27 protein-coding genes are annotated in these 20,246 nt (G+C 61.9%); all 27 read left to right on the forward strand.

The genetic code is table 11. The annotated features are described in order from the left end of the window. Nucleotides 1-72 precede the first annotated feature (72 nt). The 27 genes from rpoC (at nt 73) to rplR (ending at nt 20,238) form a co-directional block, all read left to right on the forward strand. A complete protein-coding gene (rpoC, locus tag G4Z14_RS12865; protein ID WP_164626351.1) occupies nt 73-4,314 on the forward strand; it encodes a DNA-directed RNA polymerase subunit beta' in 4,242 nt (1,413 codons plus the stop codon). A 117-nt stretch (nt 4,315-4,431) separates the two neighbouring features. Then, nucleotides 4,432-5,358, forward strand: a complete 927-nt coding sequence (locus G4Z14_RS12870) for a DMT family transporter (RefSeq protein WP_164626354.1) — start codon at nt 4,432-4,434, stop codon at nt 5,356-5,358. A 269-nt stretch (nt 5,359-5,627) separates the two neighbouring features. Next, entirely contained in the window at nt 5,628-5,999 is a 372-nt protein-coding gene (gene rpsL / locus G4Z14_RS12875) for a 30S ribosomal protein S12 (RefSeq protein ID WP_164626356.1), read from the forward strand. A gap of 11 nt (nt 6,000-6,010) precedes the next feature. After that, a complete protein-coding gene (gene rpsG, locus G4Z14_RS12880; protein WP_164626358.1) occupies nt 6,011-6,481 on the forward strand; it encodes a 30S ribosomal protein S7 in 471 nt (156 codons plus the stop codon). 12 nt (nt 6,482-6,493) lie between these two features. Continuing rightward, nucleotides 6,494-8,620: an elongation factor G gene (fusA, locus tag G4Z14_RS12885; protein ID WP_164626360.1), complete on the forward strand. Its 2,127-nt coding sequence runs from the start codon at nt 6,494-6,496 to the stop codon at nt 8,618-8,620. An 87-nt stretch (nt 8,621-8,707) separates the two neighbouring features. Continuing rightward, a complete protein-coding gene (tuf, locus tag G4Z14_RS12890) occupies nt 8,708-9,883 on the forward strand; it encodes an elongation factor Tu (RefSeq protein ID WP_164626333.1) in 1,176 nt (391 codons plus the stop codon). Nucleotides 9,884-10,183: 300 nt separating this feature from the next. Further along, complete coding sequence (rpsJ, locus tag G4Z14_RS12895) at nt 10,184-10,492, forward strand: 30S ribosomal protein S10 (RefSeq protein ID WP_164626364.1); 309 nt, start codon at nt 10,184-10,186, stop codon at nt 10,490-10,492. Between the two features lie 13 nt (nt 10,493-10,505). After that, entirely contained in the window at nt 10,506-11,213 is a 708-nt protein-coding gene (rplC, locus tag G4Z14_RS12900; protein WP_164626366.1) for a 50S ribosomal protein L3, read from the forward strand. Further along, entirely contained in the window at nt 11,210-11,830 is a 621-nt protein-coding gene (gene rplD / locus G4Z14_RS12905) for a 50S ribosomal protein L4 (RefSeq protein WP_164626368.1), read from the forward strand. Before rplC ends, rplD begins: the two co-directional genes overlap by 4 nt. Next, nucleotides 11,827-12,123 (forward strand): 50S ribosomal protein L23, encoded by a 297-nt coding sequence (locus G4Z14_RS12910; RefSeq protein WP_164626369.1) that lies wholly within the window; start codon nt 11,827-11,829, stop codon nt 12,121-12,123. The genes rplD and G4Z14_RS12910 overlap by 4 nt, the downstream gene beginning before the upstream one ends. A 144-nt stretch (nt 12,124-12,267) precedes the next feature. After that, nucleotides 12,268-13,107, forward strand: a complete 840-nt coding sequence (gene rplB, locus G4Z14_RS12915; RefSeq protein ID WP_164626371.1) for a 50S ribosomal protein L2 — start codon at nt 12,268-12,270, stop codon at nt 13,105-13,107. Nucleotides 13,108-13,110: 3 nt separating this feature from the next. Beyond that, entirely contained in the window at nt 13,111-13,389 is a 279-nt protein-coding gene (rpsS, locus tag G4Z14_RS12920) for a 30S ribosomal protein S19 (protein ID WP_164626373.1), read from the forward strand. 3 nt (nt 13,390-13,392) lie between these two features. Then, nucleotides 13,393-13,773 (forward strand): 50S ribosomal protein L22, encoded by a 381-nt coding sequence (gene rplV / locus G4Z14_RS12925; protein ID WP_164626375.1) that lies wholly within the window; start codon nt 13,393-13,395, stop codon nt 13,771-13,773. Further along, nucleotides 13,773-14,489, forward strand: coding sequence for a 30S ribosomal protein S3 (gene rpsC / locus G4Z14_RS12930; RefSeq protein WP_164626377.1), 717 nt, complete (start codon nt 13,773-13,775; stop codon nt 14,487-14,489). Before rplV ends, rpsC begins: the two co-directional genes overlap by 1 nt. 12 nt (nt 14,490-14,501) lie before the next feature. Further along, complete coding sequence (gene rplP / locus G4Z14_RS12935; RefSeq protein ID WP_164626379.1) at nt 14,502-14,915, forward strand: 50S ribosomal protein L16; 414 nt, start codon at nt 14,502-14,504, stop codon at nt 14,913-14,915. A 246-nt stretch (nt 14,916-15,161) separates the two neighbouring features. Beyond that, entirely contained in the window at nt 15,162-15,785 is a 624-nt protein-coding gene (locus G4Z14_RS12940; protein ID WP_164626381.1) for a TIGR02466 family protein, read from the forward strand. 36 nt (nt 15,786-15,821) lie between these two features. Next, nucleotides 15,822-16,085, forward strand: coding sequence for a BrnT family toxin (locus G4Z14_RS12945; protein WP_164626383.1), 264 nt, complete (start codon nt 15,822-15,824; stop codon nt 16,083-16,085). Next, the gene (gene brnA, locus G4Z14_RS12950; protein WP_164626384.1) at nt 16,072-16,305 is read left to right on the forward strand and encodes a type II toxin-antitoxin system BrnA family antitoxin; all 234 of its coding nucleotides are present in this window, start codon (nt 16,072-16,074) and stop codon (nt 16,303-16,305) included. The genes G4Z14_RS12945 and brnA overlap by 14 nt, the downstream gene beginning before the upstream one ends. Before the next feature lie 525 nt (nt 16,306-16,830). Beyond that, nucleotides 16,831-17,031, forward strand: coding sequence for a 50S ribosomal protein L29 (gene rpmC / locus G4Z14_RS12955; RefSeq protein ID WP_164626386.1), 201 nt, complete (start codon nt 16,831-16,833; stop codon nt 17,029-17,031). Between the two features lie 11 nt (nt 17,032-17,042). After that, nucleotides 17,043-17,276 carry a 30S ribosomal protein S17 gene (gene rpsQ, locus G4Z14_RS12960; RefSeq protein WP_137110191.1) on the forward strand — a complete coding sequence of 78 codons (234 nt, stop codon included), beginning with the start codon at nt 17,043-17,045 and terminating at the stop codon, nt 17,274-17,276. A gap of 78 nt (nt 17,277-17,354) precedes the next feature. After that, nucleotides 17,355-17,723 (forward strand): 50S ribosomal protein L14, encoded by a 369-nt coding sequence (gene rplN, locus G4Z14_RS12965; RefSeq protein WP_091302592.1) that lies wholly within the window; start codon nt 17,355-17,357, stop codon nt 17,721-17,723. Then, nucleotides 17,723-18,028 carry a 50S ribosomal protein L24 gene (gene rplX, locus G4Z14_RS12970; RefSeq protein WP_164626387.1) on the forward strand — a complete coding sequence of 102 codons (306 nt, stop codon included), beginning with the start codon at nt 17,723-17,725 and terminating at the stop codon, nt 18,026-18,028. The genes rplN and rplX overlap by 1 nt, the downstream gene beginning before the upstream one ends. Next, nucleotides 18,028-18,588, forward strand: coding sequence for a 50S ribosomal protein L5 (gene rplE / locus G4Z14_RS12975; protein ID WP_164626390.1), 561 nt, complete (start codon nt 18,028-18,030; stop codon nt 18,586-18,588). The genes rplX and rplE overlap by 1 nt, the downstream gene beginning before the upstream one ends. 18 nt (nt 18,589-18,606) lie before the next feature. Beyond that, a complete protein-coding gene (gene rpsN / locus G4Z14_RS12980; RefSeq protein WP_164626391.1) occupies nt 18,607-18,912 on the forward strand; it encodes a 30S ribosomal protein S14 in 306 nt (101 codons plus the stop codon). Nucleotides 18,913-18,924: 12 nt separating this feature from the next. Continuing rightward, nucleotides 18,925-19,323: a 30S ribosomal protein S8 gene (gene rpsH / locus G4Z14_RS12985; RefSeq protein WP_227751718.1), complete on the forward strand. Its 399-nt coding sequence runs from the start codon at nt 18,925-18,927 to the stop codon at nt 19,321-19,323. A gap of 10 nt (nt 19,324-19,333) precedes the next feature. Beyond that, on the forward strand, nt 19,334-19,867 hold the full coding sequence (gene rplF / locus G4Z14_RS12990) for a 50S ribosomal protein L6 (RefSeq protein ID WP_164626393.1): 534 nt from the start codon (nt 19,334-19,336) through the stop codon (nt 19,865-19,867). Between the two features lie 11 nt (nt 19,868-19,878). After that, entirely contained in the window at nt 19,879-20,238 is a 360-nt protein-coding gene (gene rplR, locus G4Z14_RS12995) for a 50S ribosomal protein L18 (protein ID WP_164626395.1), read from the forward strand. Nucleotides 20,239-20,246: the final 8 nt, after the last annotated feature.

Genomic DNA, 20,246 nt, shown 5'->3' on the forward strand with positions numbered 1-20,246 from the left:
CCGCGAATCCGTAGGGTGCGTGATCTCACGCACCGCCCCTTCCCCGCGCCCTCCCATTCTTAGGATTTGGAAATGAACCAGGAACTCTCGACCAACCCGTTCAACCCGGTGGCCCCCGTCAAGACCTTTGACGAGATCAAGATCAGCTTGGCATCGCCCGAGCGCATCCTGTCGTGGTCCTACGGCGAGATCAAAAAACCGGAAACCATCAACTACCGTACGTTCAAGCCCGAGCGTGACGGCCTGTTCTGCGCCCGTATCTTTGGCCCGATCAAGGATTACGAATGCCTCTGCGGCAAATACAAGCGCATGAAATATCGCGGCGTTGTCTGCGAAAAATGCGGCGTTGAAGTCACGCTGCAAAAGGTCCGCCGTGAGCGGATGGGCCATATCGAACTGGCCTCGCCCGTTGCCCACATCTGGTTCCTGAAATCGCTGCCCTCGCGCATTGGCCTGATGCTGGACATGACGCTGCGCGATCTGGAACGCATTCTCTATTTCGAAAACTATGTGGTGATCGAACCCGGTCTGACTGATCTGACCTATGGTCAGCTGATGACCGAAGAAGAATACCTCGACGCGCAAGACCAGTATGGTGCTGACGCCTTCACCGCCAATATCGGCGCCGAGGCGATCCGCGAAATGCTGGCGGCAATCGATCTGGATGCGACCGCCGAACAGCTGCGCGCCGACCTGAAAGAAGCCACCGGCGAGCTGAAGCCGAAGAAGATCATCAAGCGTCTGAAGATCGTCGAAAGCTTCCTGGAATCCGGCAACCGCCCGGAATGGATGGTGCTGACCGTTCTGCCGGTGATCCCGCCGGAATTGCGCCCGCTGGTCCCGCTGGACGGCGGCCGGTTCGCCACCTCCGACCTGAACGATCTTTATCGCCGGGTCATCAACCGCAACAACCGCCTGAAGCGCCTGATCGAACTGCGTGCGCCCGATATCATCGTGCGCAACGAAAAGCGCATGTTGCAGGAAGCTGTGGACGCCCTCTTTGACAACGGCCGTCGTGGCCGCGTCATCACCGGCACCAACAAGCGCCCGCTGAAATCGCTCAGCGACATGCTGAAAGGCAAGCAGGGCCGGTTCCGTCAGAACCTTTTGGGCAAGCGCGTCGACTTCTCGGGTCGTTCGGTCATCGTGACCGGCCCGGAACTGAAGCTGCACCAATGCGGCCTGCCGAAGAAGATGGCGCTGGAGCTGTTCAAGCCCTTCATCTACTCGCGTCTGGAAGCCAAGGGTCTGTCTTCGACCGTCAAGCAGGCCAAGAAGCTGGTGGAAAAGGAACGTCCCGAGGTCTGGGATATCCTGGATGAAGTGATCCGCGAGCATCCGGTTCTCTTGAACCGCGCGCCGACGCTGCACCGTCTGGGCATCCAGGCGTTCGAGCCGATCCTGATCGAAGGCAAGGCGATCCAGTTGCACCCGCTGGTCTGCTCGGCCTTCAACGCCGACTTCGACGGCGACCAGATGGCCGTTCACGTTCCGCTTTCGCTGGAAGCCCAGCTTGAAGCGCGCGTCTTGATGATGTCGACGAACAACGTGCTGTCGCCCGCCAACGGCGCGCCGATCATCGTTCCGTCGCAGGACATGGTGCTGGGCCTTTACTACACCACCATGGAGCGCAAGGGCATGAAGGGCGAAGGCATGGCTTTCGCTGACCTCGACGAGGTCGAGCACGCCCTGGCGGCCGGCGAGGTGCATCCGCATGCCAAGATCAAGGCCCGCCTCAAGCAGGTCGACGACGAAGGCAATATCGTCTGGAAGCGCTATGAGACGACCCCCGGCCGTCTGCGTCTGGGCACGCTGCTGCCCCTGAACGCCAAGGCGCCCTTCGAACTGGTGAACCGCCTTCTGCGGAAGAAGGACGTGCAGACCGTCATCGACACCGTCTACCGCTATTGCGGCCAGAAAGAGTCGGTCATCTTCTGCGATCAGATCATGGGTCTGGGCTTCCGCGAGGCCTTCAAGGCGGGCATTTCGTTCGGCAAGGACGACATGCTGATCCCCGACACCAAATGGGAAATCGTCAATGAGGTGAAGGACCAGGTTGCTGGCTTTGAACAGCAATACATGGACGGTCTGATTACTCAGGGCGAAAAGTACAACAAGGTCGTGGACGCCTGGTCGAAGTGCAACGACAAGGTGACCGAGGCCATGATGGCCACGATTTCGGCTGAGCGCTATGACGACAACGGCGCGCAGAAGGAACCGAACTCGGTCTACATGATGGCCCACTCCGGCGCCCGGGGTTCGGTGACGCAGATGAAGCAGCTTGGCGGGATGCGCGGCCTGATGGCCAAGCCCTCGGGCGAGATCATCGAAACGCCGATCATCTCGAACTTCAAGGAAGGTCTGACCGTTCTTGAATACTTCAACTCGACCCACGGCGCCCGCAAGGGTCTGGCCGATACCGCGCTCAAGACGGCGAACTCGGGCTATCTGACCCGTCGTCTGGTGGACGTGGCGCAGGACTGCATCGTGCGCATGCACGATTGCGGCACCGAGCGGGCGATCACCGCCGAAGCCGCGGTCAACGATGGTGAAGTCGTGCTGTCGCTGGCCGAGCGTGTGCTGGGCCGGGTGGCTGCCGATGACATCATGGTGCCCGGCACCGGCGAGGTGATCGTGCAGCGCGGCGAGATCATCGACGAACGCCGTGCCGACCTGATCGCGCAGGCCAATGTCGCCTCGACCCGCATCCGCAGCCCGCTGACCTGCGAGGCCGACGAGGGCGTCTGCGCCATGTGCTATGGTCGCGACCTCGCACGCGGCACGCTGGTCAACCAGGGTGAAGCGGTGGGCATCATCGCTGCCCAGTCGATCGGCGAACCCGGCACGCAGCTGACCATGCGGACCTTCCACATCGGCGGCGTGGCCCAGGGTGGCCAGCAGTCGTTCCTGGAAGCCAGCCAGGAAGGCAAGATCGAGTTCCGCAACGCCAACCTTCTGGCCAACGAGCATGGCGAGCAGATCGTGATCGGCCGCAACATGTCGATGGCGATCATCGACGAGGCGGGGCAGGAGCGCGCGGTTCACAAGCTGACCTATGGCTCGAAGCTGCATGTCAAGGACGGCGCTTCGGTGAAGCGCGGCACCAAACTGTTCGAATGGGACCCCTACACCCTGCCGATCATCGCCGAAAAGGCCGGTGTGGCGCGGTTCAAGGACCTGATCTCGGGCATTTCGGTGCGCGACGACACCGACGAAGCCACCGGCATGACGCAGAAGATCGTCTCCGACTGGCGCTCGGCGCCGAAGGGCGGCGATCTGAAGCCGGAAGTCATCGTGATGGACCCGGCAACGGGCGAACCGGTGCGAGGCGACAATGGCAACCCGATCACCTATCCGATGTCGGTGGACGCCATTCTGTCGATCGAGGACGGCCAGGAGCTGAAGCCGGGCGACGTCGTGGCCCGTATTCCGCGCGAAGGTGCCAAGACCAAGGACATCACCGGGGGTCTTCCCCGCGTGGCCGAACTGTTCGAGGCCCGTCGTCCGAAGGATCACGCGATCATCGCGGAAGCTGACGGCTATGTCCGCTTCGGCAAGGACTACAAGAACAAGCGCCGCATCACCGTGGAGCCTGTCGACGAGACCTTGCAGCCGCAGGAATACATGATCCCCAAGGGCAAGCACATTCCGGTTCAGGAAGGTGACTTCGTCCAGAAGGGCGACTACATCATGGACGGCAACCCGGCCCCGCATGACATCCTGCGGATCCTGGGCGTCGAAGCCTTGGCCAACTACATGATCGACGAAGTGCAGGACGTTTACCGACTGCAAGGCGTGAAGATCAACGACAAGCACATCGAAGTGATCGTGCGTCAGATGCTCCAGAAATATGAAATTCTGGACTCGGGCGAGACGACGCTGCTGAAGGGCGAAAACGTCGACAAGTTCGAACTGGACGAGGCGAACGCCAAGGCCCATGCCCATGGCATGCGCGAGGCGGTGGCCGAGCCGATCCTCTTGGGGATCACCAAGGCGAGCTTGCAGACCCGGTCGTTCATCTCGGCGGCCTCGTTCCAGGAAACCACGCGGGTTCTTACCGAGGCTTCGGTTCAGGGCAAGCGCGACAAGCTGGTCGGCCTGAAAGAGAACGTCATCGTTGGTCGCCTGATCCCGGCGGGCACCGGCGGTGCGACGAGCCGTGTCAAGAAGATCGCCGCCGACCGCGACCATCTGGTCGTCGAGGCGCGGCGTTCCGAGGCGGAAACCGCTGCGGCGCTGGTGGCGCCGATGGACGTCATGGACACCGAGGTCGACTCGGGTCTGGTCGACACCATCGAAAGCCGCGATCTGTAAGATCGGAAGCCTGCACACGGAAAGGCCCCTCGGGAAACCGGGGGGCCTTTTGCCTTTGTCCCCTCTGGTCCCGCCGCGCCCCGCCTGTTAGCAAAGGCGCGACGAACAGGAGCCGTCATGGCAATCTCGGACAATCTGCGCGGCGTGGCCTATATGTGCCTGTCGATGCTGGCCTTCACGGTGAATGACACCTTCATGAAATCGGTCACGGCCGAAGTGCCGCTGTTTCAGGTGATCTTCCTGCGCGGGCTGATCGCGATTGCCGGCCTTTTGGTAATGGGCGCAGTGACCGGCGCCTTTCGGCAAAGGCTGGCGGCGGGCGACTGGGGCCTGATCGGCCTGCGCTCGGTGGCCGAGATCTTTGCCACGCTGACCTTTCTGATTGCGCTTCTCCACATGGAACTCGCCAACCTCTCGGCCATCATGCAGGCCCTGCCGCTTGCCGTGACGCTTGCCGCCGCGGTGGTGTTTGGCGACCGGATCGGCTGGCGGCGGATGTCGGCGATTCTGGCCGGCTTTGTCGGGGTGATGATCATCATCCGCCCCGGAACGGCGGCCTTCGACATCTGGTCGCTGATGGGGGTGGCCTCGGTTCTGGCGGTTGTGGTGCGGGATCTGTCGGTGCGCCGGCTGGGGTCGCATGTGCCGTCGATCGTGGTGGCGCTTGGCGCGGCGGTCGTGGTGGCCGCGATGGGGCTCGGGTTTTCCATGCTGCAGGGCGTCGCGCTCTTTGACGGCATGACAGGCTGGCAAAGCCTGACGGCAAGCCAGCTGGCCCGCGTTGTGGCCGCCGGCGCCTTTCTGATCGTCGGCTATCTTTGCGCGGTCACAGCGATGCGCTCGGGCGATATCGGCGTGGTGGCGCCGTTCCGTTATACCTCGCTGCTCTGGGCGATCGGGCTGGGTTTCGTGGCCTTCGGTGATCTCCCCGATGGCTGGACGCTGGTGGGGGCCGGCCTGGTCGTGGCCTCGGGCATCTATACCCTTTTGCGCGAACGCGCGCTGCGCCGCGCAGCCGCCGCCCGGGCCCGCGCCGACAGTTGACATCCCGGTCGACTCTGCGTATCAGCCGCGCAACCCCCCTGCCCGGATTCTCGGGCGGGTGGGTTCTGATTGCTTGATGTGGCCATGATCCGGGCGCAAGCCCCGATCCTCTGAAATTCTCCGCATCTCTCCCGTCGTGGGAGAACATGCGGGTTTCGGTGTTTTGCGATAGGCGCAAATCACCCGTCGAGAAGCAGCGCCCCGGACCCGGGGCGAGTATTGACACCGCCCCGCCCGGAAGAACCGGCGTGGCAACACGAGGAAGTTTGATGCCGACGATCCAACAGCTTATCCGGAAGCCCCGGGAAGCCCTGGTGCGGAAGTCCAAGTCGCAGCACCTGGAATCCTGCCCGCAGAAGCGTGGGGTTTGCACCCGCGTCTACACCACCACCCCGAAAAAGCCGAACTCCGCTATGCGGAAGGTTGCGAAGGTTCGCCTGACCAACGGCTTCGAGGTCATTTCCTACATCCCCGGCGAAAAGCACAACCTGCAAGAGCACTCGGTTGTCCTGATCCGTGGCGGCCGTGTGAAAGACCTTCCCGGTGTGCGTTACCACATCCTCCGCGGCGTTCTGGATACCCAGGGCGTGAAAGACCGTCGTCAGCGTCGTTCGAAGTACGGCGCCAAGCGTCCGAAGTGAGGAGATAAGAGATGTCCCGTCGTCACGCCGCCGAAAAGCGCGAAATCCTGCCCGACGCCAAATATGGCGACAAGGTTCTGACCAAGTTCATGAACAACCTGATGCTGGACGGAAAGAAATCCGTCGCGGAATCGATCGTTTATGGCGCCCTTGAGCGCGTTCAGTCCAAGCTGAAGCGCGAGCCGGTCGAATGCTTCCACGAAGCCCTGAACAACGTGAAACCCTCCGTCGAAGTGCGTTCGCGCCGCGTCGGTGGTGCCACCTACCAGGTTCCGGTCGAAGTCCGCACCGAGCGCCGCGAAGCCCTTGCGATCCGCTGGCTGATCACCGCCGCCCGCAAGCGCAACGAAAACACCATGGAAGAGCGTCTGGCCGCCGAACTGTCGGATGCCGTGAACAACCGTGGCACCGCCGTGAAAAAGCGGGAAGACACCCACAAGATGGCCGACGCGAACAAAGCGTTCAGCCACTACCGCTGGTAAGGGAGCGCCATCATGGCACGCGATTATCCGCTTGAGCGCTACCGCAACTTCGGGATCATTGCCCACATCGACGCGGGCAAGACCACGACTTCGGAACGCATCCTCTACTACACCGGCAAGTCCCACAAGATCGGCGAAGTCCATGACGGCGCCGCGACGATGGACTGGATGGAGCAGGAACAGGAGCGCGGCATCACCATCACTTCGGCTGCCACGACCACCTTCTGGAACCGCCAGATCGACCCCTCGACCGGGGTTGGTGACAAGGCCTCCAAGTACCGCTTCAACATCATCGACACCCCCGGCCACGTCGACTTCACCATCGAAGTCGAGCGTTCGCTGGCCGTTCTGGACGGTGCTGTTGTGCTTCTCGACGGCAACGCCGGGGTGGAGCCGCAGACCGAAACCGTGTGGCGTCAGGCTGACCGCTACAAGGTTCCGCGCATCGTGTTCGTCAACAAGATGGACAAGACCGGCGCCGACTTCTTCAACTGCGTCAAGATGATCAAGGACCGCACCGGCGCCAACGCCATGCCGGTTGCTCTGCCGATCGGCGCGGAAGACAAGCTGGAAGGCATCATCGACCTCGTCACCATGGAAGAGTGGGTCTATCAGGGCGAAGACCTGGGGGCCTCCTGGGTTCGCCAGCCGATCCGCGCCGAACTGAAGGATTCCGCCGACGAGTGGCGCCTGAACCTGCTGGAAACGGCAGTCGGTCAGGACGATGCCGCGATGGAAGCCTATCTGGAAGGCAACGAGCCGGATGCCGACACGCTGCGCGCGCTGATCCGCAAGGGCACGCTGGCGATCGACTTCATCCCGGTGATGGCCGGTTCGGCCTTCAAGAACAAGGGCGTGCAGCCGCTTCTGAACGCAGTGATCGACTATCTGCCCTCGCCTCTCGACGTGCCGCCCTACATGGGCTTTGCGCCGGGCGACGAGTCGGAAACCCGCAACATTGCCCGTTCGGCCGATGACGCCCAGCCCTTCTCGGCGCTGGCGTTCAAGATCATGAACGACCCCTTCGTCGGCTCGCTGACCTTTACCCGGATCTATTCGGGCAAGCTCGCGAAGGGCGATGCGATGATGAACGCGACCAAAGAGCGCCGCGAGCGCGTTGGCCGCATGATGATGATGCACGCCATCGAGCGTGAGGAAATCACCGAAGCCTTTGCCGGCGACATCATCGCGCTTGGCGGTCTGAAAGAGACCACCACCGGCGACACCCTGTGCGACCCGGCCGCCCCCGTTGTTCTGGAAACCATGACCTTCCCGGTCCCGGTTATCGAGATCGCCGTGGAACCGAAGACCAAGGCCGACCAGGAAAAGATGGGCATCGCTTTGGCCCGTCTGGCTGCCGAAGACCCGTCCTTCCGCGTGGAAACTGACCTCGAAAGCGGCCAGACCATCATGAAGGGCATGGGCGAACTTCACCTCGACATCCTCGTCGACCGCATGCGTCGCGAGTTCAAGGTCGAGGCGAACATCGGTGCGCCGCAGGTGGCTTACCGCGAGACCATCTCGCGCGAGCACGAGATCGACTACACGCACAAGAAACAGACCGGTGGCACCGGCCAGTTCGCGCGCGTCAAGCTGGTCATCTCGCCGACCGAACCGGGCGAAGGCTATTCGTTCGAATCGAAGATCGTGGGCGGTGCGGTGCCGAAGGAATACATCCCCGGCGTCGAAAAAGGCATCAAGTCCGTCATGGACTCCGGGCCTCTGGCAGGCTTCCCGGTGATCGACTTCAAGGTCGCGCTGATCGACGGCGCGTTCCACGACGTTGACTCCTCGGTTCTGGCTTTCGAAATCGCCTCGCGCGCCGCCATGCGCGACGGTCTGAAGAAAGCCGGCGCGAAGCTGCTGGAACCGATCATGAAAGTCGAAGTCGTCACCCCGGAAGAATACACCGGCGGCGTCATCGGCGACCTGACCTCGCGTCGGGGCATGGTGACCGGCCAGGACAGCCGCGGCAACGCCAACGTCATCGCGGCGATGGTTCCGCTCGCGAACATGTTCGGCTACATCAACCAGCTGCGTTCGATGACCTCGGGCCGCGCTGTGTTCTCGATGGAGTTCGACCACTACGACGCCGTGCCTGAGAACATCAGCCAAGAGATCCAGAAGAAATACGCCTAACCGGTGTGGCGGGGTGAACCCCGCCCTACCATCCCCGTAGGGTGGGGTTTTACCCCACCGCATCCAACCAGATAAGGAGTTTGCCAAATGGCAAAGGCAAAGTTTGAACGCAACAAGCCGCACGTGAACATTGGCACGATCGGCCACGTTGACCACGGCAAGACCACTCTGACGGCTGCGATCACCAAGTATTTTGGTGAATTCCGCGCCTATGACCAGATTGACGGTGCGCCGGAAGAGCGGGCTCGCGGGATCACGATCTCGACCGCCCACGTCGAGTACGAGACCGAAGCGCGTCACTATGCGCACGTCGACTGCCCCGGCCACGCCGACTATGTGAAGAACATGATCACCGGTGCGGCGCAGATGGACGGCGCGATCCTAGTGTGCGCCGCCTCGGACGGCCCGATGCCGCAGACCCGCGAGCACATCCTGCTCGGCCGCCAGGTGGGTATCCCCTACATGGTCGTCTACATGAACAAGGTCGACCTTGTTGATGACGAGGAGCTGATCGAGCTTGTCGAGATGGAACTGCGCGAGCTGCTGTCGTCCTACGAATACCCCGGCGACGACATTCCGATCATCAAGGGCTCGGCCCACCAGGCGATGATCGGCGAGCGTCCGGAGATCGGCGAGAACTCGATCCGCGCGCTGATGAAGGCGGTTGACGAATACATCCCGACCCCGGCGCGCGCCGTGGATCAGCCCTTCCTGATGCCGATCGAAGACGTGTTCTCGATCTCGGGCCGCGGCACGGTTGTGACCGGCCGGGTGGAGCGTGGCGTGATCAACGTCGGCGACGAAGTCGAGATCGTCGGCATCCGCGAGACCAAGAAGTCGGTCTGCACCGGCGTCGAGATGTTCCGCAAGCTCCTGGACCGCGGCGAGGCTGGCGACAACGTCGGCGTGCTGTTGCGCGGCATCGACCGTGAAGGCGTCGAGCGCGGCCAGGTGCTGTGCAAGCCGAAGTCGGTCAACCCGCACACCAAGTTCGAAGCCGAGGCCTATATCCTGACCAAGGAAGAAGGCGGCCGTCACACGCCGTTCTTCGCGAACTACCGCCCGCAGTTCTACTTCCGCACCACGGACGTGACCGGCACGGTCGAGCTGCCGGCCGGCACCGAGATGGTGATGCCGGGCGACAACCTGAAGTTCAACGTGACCCTGATCGCCCCGATCGCGATGGAAGAGAAGCTGCGCTTCGCCATCCGCGAAGGCGGCCGCACCGTCGGCGCAGGCGTCGTGTCGAAGATCATCGAATGATGATCCCGAGACGCGCCAGCTGAAGGCGGGTCGAAGATCGTCGAATAATCAACCCTCCGGTTGATGGGGAAGGGGCCGCCGAAGGGCGGCCCTTTTCCATTCGGAAGGGCAGCGCAAAAGCCTTGTTTCCAAGGCTCCGCAATAATCTGCGCCAGCCCTGCGAATCTCCTTGCCGAACCGGGTCGCGCGCTATAGAGACGCCCGGCGCGGCTCCGCATGGAGAATCGCGCTTTCGACTATTCACAAAGCGAACCTATGGGCCGGGCATTCCGCCCCGTCTACGTTCGGAAGGAAGAACTGATGCAAGGTCAAACCATCCGCATTCGGCTCAAGGCCTTCGATTACCGCGTGCTGGACGCCAGCACCCAGGAAATCGTGTCGACCGCCAAGCGCACCGGTGCCACCGTTCGTGGCCCGATCCCGCTGCCGAACAAGATCGAGAAATTCACGGTTCTCCGTGGTCCGCACATCGACAAGAAGTCGCGCGACCAGTGGGAGATCCGCACGCACAAGCGCCTGCTCGATATCGTTGATCCGACCCCCCAGACCGTGGACGCGCTGATGAAGCTCGACCTCGCCGCTGGCGTGGACGTCGAGATCAAAGTGTAAGGGGGGCAGGAACATGCGCTCTGGCGTTATCGCAAAGAAGCTGGGCATGACCCGGCTGTTTCTGGAAAACGGCACTCAGGTGCCGGTGACCGTTCTGCAACTCGACAATCTTCAGGTCGTGGCGCAGCGCACCGCTGACAAGGACGGCTACACCGCCGTTCAGCTTGGCGCGGGCTCTGCCAAGGCCAAGAACACCACGGCCGCGCAGCGTGGCCACTTCGCCAAGGCGAACGTGGCTCCGAAGCGCAAGATCGCGGAATTCCGCGTGTCGGCTGACAACCTGATCGACGTGGGCGCGGAAATCACCGCCGACCACTACCTCGCGGGTCAGTTCGTCGACATCGCCGGCACCTCGATCGGTAAGGGCTTTGCCGGTGCGATGAAGCGTCACAACTTCGGTGGTCTGCGCGCCTCGCACGGTGTGTCGGTCTCGCACCGTTCGCACGGGTCGACCGGCCAGTGCCAGGATCCGGGCAAGGTGTTCAAGGGCAAGAAGATGGCTGGCCATCTTGGTGCCGTTCGCACCACCACCCAGAACCTGCAAGTCGTCCGCACCGATGCGGAGCGTGGCCTTCTGATGATCAAGGGCGCTGTCCCCGGGTCGAAGGGTGGCTGGGTCACCGTCAAGGACGCCGTGAAGAAAGCCGCTCCGGCTGGTATTCCGCTGCCTGCCGGGATTCGTTCGGCTGCACCTGCCGCCGCTGAAGGGGGTGAAGCATGAAACTTGATGTGATCAAGCTGGACGGCGGCAAGGCCGGTTCCATCGATCTGGACGAAGCGCTGTTCGGCCTTGAGCCGCGCGCCGACATCCTGCACCGCGTGGTGCGCTGGCAGCGGGCGCGTGCCCAGGCTGGCACCCACTCGACGCTGGGCAAGTCGGAAGTGTCCTACTCGACCAAGAAGATCTATCGCCAGAAAGGCACCGGCGGCGCTCGCCACGGTTCCAAGAAGGCCCCGATCTTCCGTCACGGCGGCGTCTACAAGGGCCCGACCCCGCGGTCGCACGCCCATGACCTGCCGAAGAAGTTCCGCGCGCTTGGCCTGCGCCATGCGCTGTCGGCCAAGGCGAAAGCCGGTGAGCTGGTGATTTTGGATGCGGCCACCATGGCCGATGCCAAGACCGCCAACCTTGCCAAGATGGCCAAGGAACTGGGCTGGAAGCGCGCCCTCATCATCGACGGTGCGGCCGTTGACGCGAATTTCGCGCTGGCTGCCCGCAACCTCGATGGCGTGGACGTCCTGCCGACCATCGGCGCCAACGTCTATGATATCCTGAAGCGTGACACTCTGGTGATCACCAAGGCAGGTATCGAAGCTCTGGAGGCTCGTCTGAAATGAGCGCGAAACCCGAACATTACGACCTGATCAAGAAGCCGATCATCACCGAAAAGGCCACCATGGCCTCCGAGGCTGGTGCGGTTGTGTTCCAGGTCGCCATGGACGCGACCAAACCGCAGATCAAGGAAGCCGTCGAGGCTGTCTTTGGTGTGAAGGTGAAGGCCGTGAACACCGTGGTCGCCAAAGGCAAGGCCAAGAAGTTCCGTGGCCGCGCCGGCGAGCGCAGCGACAAGAAAAAGGCCTATGTCATGCTGGAAGCTGGAAACACCATCGACGTTTCCACCGGCCTCTGATAGTTGGCAGCGAATCTCGCGGCCCCGGATTTCCGGGGCCGTGGAATTTTTTCGAATCGGCAGGGGAAGCCCTGTCTGAACCGGGGACCTTCGGGGCCCTTAACCCGGGTCGCAAGGCCCGATAGCTGACGGAAGACAGAGAACATGGCACTCAAGTCGTATAAACCGACGACGCCAGGCCAGCGTGGGCTGGTTCTGATCGACCGTTCGGAGCTGTTCAAAGGCCGTCCGGTCAAAGCCCTCACTGAAGGCTTGACCAAGACGGGTGGCCGTAACAACACCGGGCGCGTCACGATGTGGCACAAGGGCGGCGGCGCAAAGCGTCTGTACCGCATTGTGGATTTCAAACGCCGCAAGTTCGACATGGCCGCTGTGGTCGAGCGGATCGAATACGATCCCAACCGCACCGCCTTCATCGCCCTCGTCCGTTACACGGACGGCGAGCTTGCCTATATCCTTGCCCCCCAGCGTCTGGCCGTGGGTGACAGCGTGATCGCTGGCGCCAAGGTCGACGTGAAGCCGGGCAACGCCATGCCTTTCTCGGGCATGCCGATCGGTGCCATCGTGCACAACGTCGAGCTGAAGCCCGGCAAGGGCGGCCAGTTGGCCCGTGCGGCCGGCACCTATGCCCAGTTCGTTGGTCGTGACGGCTCCTACGCCCAGATCCGCCTGTCCTCGGGCGAGCTGCGCATGGTCCGTCAGGAATGCATGGCCACCATCGGCGCCGTGTCGAACCCCGACAACTCGAACCAGAACTTCGGTAAAGCCGGCCGGATGCGTCACCTTGGCGTTCGCCCGACGGTTCGCGGTGTTGCCATGAACCCGATCGACCACCCGCACGGTGGTGGTGAAGGCCGGACCTCGGGCGGCCGTCACCCGGTTACCCCGTGGGGCAAGGGCACCAAGGGCAACAAGACCCGCAAGCCGAAGGCGTCGGATTCGCTGATCGTCCGCTCGCGTCACGCCAAGAAGAAAGGGCGCTAATCCATGGCACGTTCCATCTGGAAAGGCCCGTTCGTCGACGGCTATGTCTTGAAAAAGGCAGAGACCGCGAAAGCTTCGGGCAAGAACGAAGTGATCAAGATCTGGTCGCGCCGTTCCACCATCCTGCCGCAGTTCGTTGGCCTGACTTTCGCCGTCTACAACGGCAAAAAGCATGTCCCGGTTGCGGTGACCGAAGAAATGATCGGCCAGAAGTTCGGTGAATATTCGCCGACGCGGACCTACTACGGTCACGCCGCCGACAAAAAAGCCAAGAGGAAGTAAGCCATGGGTCAGGAAAAGAATCCGCGCCGCGTGGCGGACAACGAAGCGCAGGCTATTGCCCGCATGCTTCGCACCTCGCCGCAGAAACTGAACCTTGTCGCCGGTCTGATCCGCGGCAAGAAGGTGGAAAAGGCGCTTGCCGATCTGACCTTCTCCAAGCGCCGCATCGCCGGTGACGTGAAGAAGTGCCTGCAGTCGGCCATTGCCAATGCGGAAAACAACCACAATCTCGACGTTGACAGCCTTGTCGTCGCCGAAGCCTGGGTCGGCAAGAACCTGGTCATGAAGCGCGGTCGCCCGCGTGCGCGTGGCCGTTTCGGCAAGATCATGAAACCGTTCAGCGAGATCACCATCAAGGTGCGTCAAGTCGGGGAGTCTGCATAATGGGTCAGAAGGTTAACCCCATCGGGATGCGCCTCCAGGTCAACCGCACCTGGGACAGCCGTTGGTTCGCCGAGTCGAAGGACTATGGCAACCTGCTGCTGGAAGACCTCAAGATGCGCGACTTCGTGCATGAAGAGTGCAAGGCTGCTGGCGTCTCGCGCGTCATCATCGAACGTCCGCACAAGAAGTGCCGTGTGACCATTCACACCGCGCGTCCGGGCGTCATCATCGGCAAGAAAGGCGCGGACATCGAGACGCTTCGCAAGAAGCTCGCCGTGTTCACCAAGTCGGAACTGCACCTGAACATCGTCGAAGTGCGCAAGCCGGAACTGGACGCCCAACTCGTCGCCGAGTCGATCGCCCAGCAGATGGAGCGTCGCGTGTCCTTCCGTCGCGCCATGAAGCGTGGCGTGCAGAACGCCATGCGCATGGGCGCCCTGGGTATCCGGGTGAACGTTTCGGGCCGTCTTGGCGGCGCGGAAATCGCCCGCACCGAGTGGTATCGCGAAGGCCGTGTGCCGCTGCACACCCTGCGCGCCGACATCGACTATGCGCTGTCCGAAGCCATGACGCCCTATGGCATCATCGGCGTGAAGGTCTGGATCTTCAAAGGCGAAATCCTTGAGCACGATCCGCAGGCCCATGACCGTCGCCTCGCCGAAGCTGCCGATGGCCCCGCTCCGCGTGGCCCGCGCCGCGACCGCGAACGCGCGTAAGGAGGTAAAGTTATGCTGCAACCGAAGCGTACAAAATTCCGCAAGGCCTTCAAGGGCCGGATCCATGGCGAAGCCAAGGGCGGTTTCCTCCTGAACTTCGGCTCCTTCGCCCTGAAGGCGACCGAGCCGGAGCGTGTGTCGGCCCGTCAGATCGAAGCGGCCCGCCGCGCGATCACCCGCCACATGAAGCGTCAGGGCCGGGTCTGGATCCGCGTGTTCCCGGATCTGCCGGTCTCGGCCAAGCCCATCGAAGTTCGTATGGGTAAGGGCAAGGGTTCGACCGACCGTTGGGTCTGCAAGGTGAAGCCGGGCCGCGTCATGTTCGAAGTGGACGGCGTTGCCGAAACCATCGCGCGTGAGGCCCTGCGTCTGGGCGCGATGAAACTGCCGGTCACCACCCGCATCGTGGCCAAGGAAGACTGGTAAGGTTTTGCCCTCGGGCAAAACCGGTGCGGTGTAGCGAATTTCACCGAAGTTCGCGGGCCGTCACCCGGTTCAAGTTACGAAAGGCCCCCCGGCAACGGCGGGGCCTTTTGCTTTGCCGTCCGCCCCCACCCCCAGCCCCTCCCCACGGAGGGGGAGGGGAGGCGCCAGGCTTGCGCGCTTTGCCATCTTGCGCCATGCCCCGCCTTGTGGAAGGACGAAGCCAAACGATCCTTGCAGGAGCCCCGCATGTCCACCACCACGAACCTGTTCGTCACCCGCCTTTATCGCGCCAAGCTGAATGACCTGGCCAAGAAGAAGGTGAACTACGAGGAACTGCGCGACACCTGCATCGCTATCGCCGAGGATGACGAGGCCGGCCAGGAATGGTGCGAACGCGAGGGCTATCCGGGCTATACCTCCTATGCCTCGCTCGACGACCTGCCCTGGCGCGCGCCGATCTTTGCCGATCTGGAGAAGGCGCTGGACAAACATGTTGCGGCCTTCTGCGACGAGCTGGGCTTCGACCTGCAAGGCAAGAAGCTGAAATGCAACGCCTTCTGGATCAACATCCTGCCCGAAGGCGGCACCCATTCCAGCCACATCCACCCCCATTCGGTGATCTCGGGCACGACCTATGTGCAGATGCCGGAAGGGACCAGCGCGCTGAAGCTGGAAGACCCGCGGCTGGCGATGATGATGATGTCGCCGCTTCGCCGCAAGGACGCCGCGCAGGAGCTGCAGCCCTTTGTCTATGTGAAGCCCGAGGTCGGCGAGATGCTGCTGTGGGAAAGCTGGCTGCGGCATGAGGTGCCGATGAACATGAGCGAAGAAGAGCGGATTTCGGTGAGTTTCAACTATAACTGGGCGTGACATTGAAAAAGTATAGATTCTATACTACATTGCCCCATGGAGTTTGAGTTTGACCCGGCGAAGAGTGCCAGCAACAAAGAAAAGCACGGCATCGACTTTGTCGAAGCGCAGGCGCTGTGGCTGGATGGCGGGCTGGTAGTTGCCCCGATCGTATCAGAGGGAGAGCCACGCTTTCTGCTGATCGGTCGGATCGAGGGCAAGCACTGGTCGGCGGTTTGCACCCGTCGCGGGGAAGCGGTGCGGATCATTTCGGTCAGGCGGGCTCGGAAAACGGAGGTGATATTTTATGAAGGCGCGTGAAACCATTACAGCCGAACAGTTGGACGAAATGTTCGACAACGGCGAAGACATCAGCGCTTATGTCGACTGGTCCAAGGCCCGCCGCCCGAACGAGGAGCTGCGCCGGGTGAACGTGGATTTCCCGGCTTGGGTCGTCGAAGGGCTGGACCGTGAGGCGCGGCATCTGGGCGTGACGCGGCAATCGCTGGTGAAGATGTGGATTGCAGAGCGGTTGCGGTAAGGCGCGACGACGGGCTTGGTCTCGACGAGCTTCAAGTACAACTGAGCTTGAAATATGGGGGCGCAATGATTGCGCGACTTACGAGCTAGCCGCTGATGGGCATCAGGATCAGATAGGCCGCCAGTATAAGGAGCGCGGCGAACGCCGCCAAGATGGCCAACCGCACGAGCCTGCCGGTTCTGCTGCGCCACGAGAGATGTATGACGCGCGGGCGGACCAATAAAGGCCGTTCTATCAAACGCTCTTCGTCAATGCTGCGAAGCCGGTGCTTGGAAATGGGTATCGGTTTCTTCACGACGAGGCACTTCTTCTCGGGTCGGGCAGGTGCCGTATCTTGCCATCGTTGCATAACCCGCGCCTGAGTGAAACATCCAGTCACTTCCCCCTTGCCATCCCACCCCCTCCCCCCTATACGGCGCTATCCACGATTCCGGGTGACCGCGAATCGTTGGTTTGTCATTGATCCACCGGACCCAAGGTTACCCGTGACGGGGCCTTCTGGTGATTGAGAAAAGGAAGAGGCGCATGAACGCCAAAGAACTGCACGGGAAAACCCCCGAAGCGCTGCGCGAGAACCTCGTGGCGCTGAAGAAGGAAGCCTTCAACCTGCGCTTCCAGGCCGCCACCAACCAGCTGGAAAACACCGCCCGCATGCGCGCTGTCCGTCGTGACGTCGCCCGCATCAAGACCGTGCTCGTCCAAAAAGCTGCTGAAGCCGCGAAGTAAGGGGAAAGCCAATGCCGAAACGTATCCTGCAAGGTGTTGTCACCTCGGACAAGAACGAACAGACCATCACCGTTCTCGTCGAGCGCCGCTTCAAGCACCCGCTGCTGCAAAAGACCGTTCGTAAGTCGAAGAAATATCGCGCTCACGATGCGGAGAACAAGTTCAAGGTCGGTGACACCGTTCGCATTGAAGAGTGCGCGCCGATTTCGAAAACCAAACGTTGGACAGTCGTCGTCGAGGCCTGAGGCCGAAGCGACGGTTGTCTTCCGCTAATCGAAACCCTGGGGCCAGGCTAACGGTCCCCAAAGGTCGGGAGAAACCAAATGATCCAGATGCAAACGAATCTGGATGTAGCTGACAACTCCGGCGCACGCCGGGTGCAGTGCATCAAGGTTCTGGGCGGTTCGCACCGCCGTTATGCTTCGGTCGGTGACATCATCGTTGTTTCGGTGAAGGAAGCCATTCCGAAGGGCCGCGTGAAGAAAGGCGACGTCCGCAAGGCCGTGGTCGTTCGCACCGCCAAGGAAGTCCGCCGTGAAGACGGCACCACCATCCGCTTTGACCGCAACGCCGCCGTCATCCTGAACAACCAGGGCGAACCGGTCGGCACCCGTATCTTCGGGCCGGTCGTGCGCGAGCTGCGTGCCAAGAACTTCATGAAGATCATCTCGCTTGCGCCGGAGGTGCTGTAATGGCTGCGAAACTCCGTAAGGGCGACAAGGTCGTCGTGCTCACCGGCAAGGACAAGGGCAAGCAGGGGGAAATCTCCTCGGTTTCGCCGTCCGCCAACAAGGCCGTGGTCGAGGGCGTGAGCGTCGCGATCCGTCACACCAAGCAGTCCCAAGCCTCGCAGGGTGGCCGTCTGGCGAAAGCCATGCCGATCGACCTGTCGAACCTGGCGCTGATGGACAAGAACGGCAAGGCCACCCGCGTCGGCTTCCGCATGGAAGACGGCAAGAAGGTGCGTTTCGCCAAGACCACCGGGGAGGCCATCTGATGCTGGACCAAGCCAAATACACCCCGCGCGCCAAGGCCGACTACCAGTCGCGCATCCGCGCCGCGCTGAAGGCCGAATTCGGCTACAAGAACGACATGCAGATCCCGCGTCTGGACAAGATCGTCCTGAACATGGGCGTCGGCGAAGCCGTGAAGGACACGAAGAAGGTCAAGACCGCCGCTGAGGAACTCACGGCGATTGCAGGCCAGAAGGCTGTCATCACCCATGCGAAAAACTCGATCGCAGGCTTCCGTGTGCGTGAGAAGATGCCGCTGGGCTGCAAGGTCACGCTGCGCGGCGACCGGATGTATGAATTCCTTGACCGCCTGATCACGGTTGCCCTTCCCCGCGTCCGCGACTTCCGCGGCGTGAAAGGCACCTCCTTCGACGGCCGCGGCAACTATGCCATGGGCCTGAAAGAGCAAATCGTGTTCCCGGAGATCAACTTCGACAAGGTCGACGAGATCCTCGGCATGGACATCATCATCTGCACCACCGCGAAAACCGACGCGGAAGCCAAGGCGCTGTTGAAGCAATTCAACATGCCCTTCACGTCGTAAGCGCGAGGAACCGATACAATGGCAAAGAAATCCATGGTGAACCGCGAAGTGAAGCGGGCCGCTCTTGTGAAGCAGCATGCTTCCAAGCGCGCCGCGCTGAAAGCGGTGATCAACGACCAGTCGAAGCCGGTCGAGGAGCGTTTCAAGGCGACCCTCAAGCTGGCCCAGATGCCCCGCAACTCGTCGGCAACGCGCGTGCACAACCGCTGCCAGCTGACGGGCCGTCCGCATGCGTTCTATCGCAAGCTCAAACTCAGCCGCATCATGCTGCGCGAACTGGCCTCGTTCGGTCAGATCCCCGGCATGGTCAAATCCAGCTGGTAAGGAGGTCGCACAATGTCGATGAACGATCCGCTCGGCGATATGCTGACCCGTATCCGCAACAGCCAGATGCGCGGCAAGTCCACTGTGATGACCCCCGCTTCGACCCTGCGCGCCCGTGTTCTGGACGTGCTGCTGTCGGAAGGCTACATCCGCGGCTATGAAAAGAAGGCCACGGCCAATGGCCAGGGCGAGTTTGAAATCAGCCTCAAGTACTACGAAGGCACCCCGGTGATCCGCGAAGTCAAGCGCGTGTCGAAGCCGGGCCGCCGGGTGTACATGGGCGTCAAGGATATTCCCTCGGTCCGCAACGGCCTGGGTATTTCCATCGTCTCCACGCCGAAAGGCGTCATGTCGGATGCGAATGCACGGGCGGCCAATGTTGGCGGCGAAGTGCTTTGCACCGTGTTCTAAGGAGGGTTCCATGTCTCGTATCGGCAAGAAACCCGTCGCCCTTGTCAAAGGCGTCTCGGCCACGATCTCCGGCCAGACCGTCGAAGTCAAAGGCCCCAAGGGCACCCGCAGCTTCACCGCTGGCGACAACGTGACGCTGACCCTGGAAAACGACGCGATCAAGGTGACGCCGCGCGGCACCTCGAAGATCGCCCGTCAACAGTGGGGCATGTCGCGTTCGATGATCGAAAATCTGGTCATCGGCGTCAGCACCGGCTTCAAGAAGGAAATGGAAATTCAGGGTGTGGGTTATCGCGCTGCGATGGCTGGCAATGTCCTGAAACTGTCGCTGGGCTACAGCCACGAAGTGAACTTCGAGGTTCCCGCCGGCATCACCGTGACGTCTCCGAAGCAGACCGAAATCGTTGTGGAAGGCATTGACCAACAGCAGGTTGGCCAAGTCGCTGCGAACATCCGCGAATGGCGCAAGCCCGAGCCCTACAAGGGCAAGGGCATCCGCTACAAGGGTGAGTTCGTGTTCCGCAAGGAAGGCAAGAAGAAGTAAGGACCGGGAAAATGGCGAACACCAAGAGAGAGCTGTTCCTCAAGCGCCGCCTGCGCGTCCGGAACAAAATCAAGGCGATGGCCAATGGCCGTCTCCGCCTGTCCGTTCACCGCTCGTCGAAGAACATCAGCGTCCAGCTGATCGACGATGTGAAGGGCGTCACCGTTGCCGCGGCCTCGACCCTCGAAAAGGATCTGGGCTTTGTCGGCAAGAACAATCTGGAAGCGGCTGCGAAGGTGGGTTCCACCATCGCCGAGCGCGCCAAGAAGGCCGGCGTCGAAGCATGCTACTTCGACCGCGGCGGTTTCCTCTTTCACGGCAAGATCAAGGCTTTGGCCGATGCTGCCCGTGAAGGCGGCCTGAAGTTCTGAGGAGTTGA

Origin of the sequence: Tabrizicola oligotrophica, assembly GCF_011008935.1 — a bacterium.
Taxonomy (GTDB): Bacteria; Pseudomonadota; Alphaproteobacteria; order Rhodobacterales; family Rhodobacteraceae; genus Tabrizicola_A; species Tabrizicola_A oligotrophica.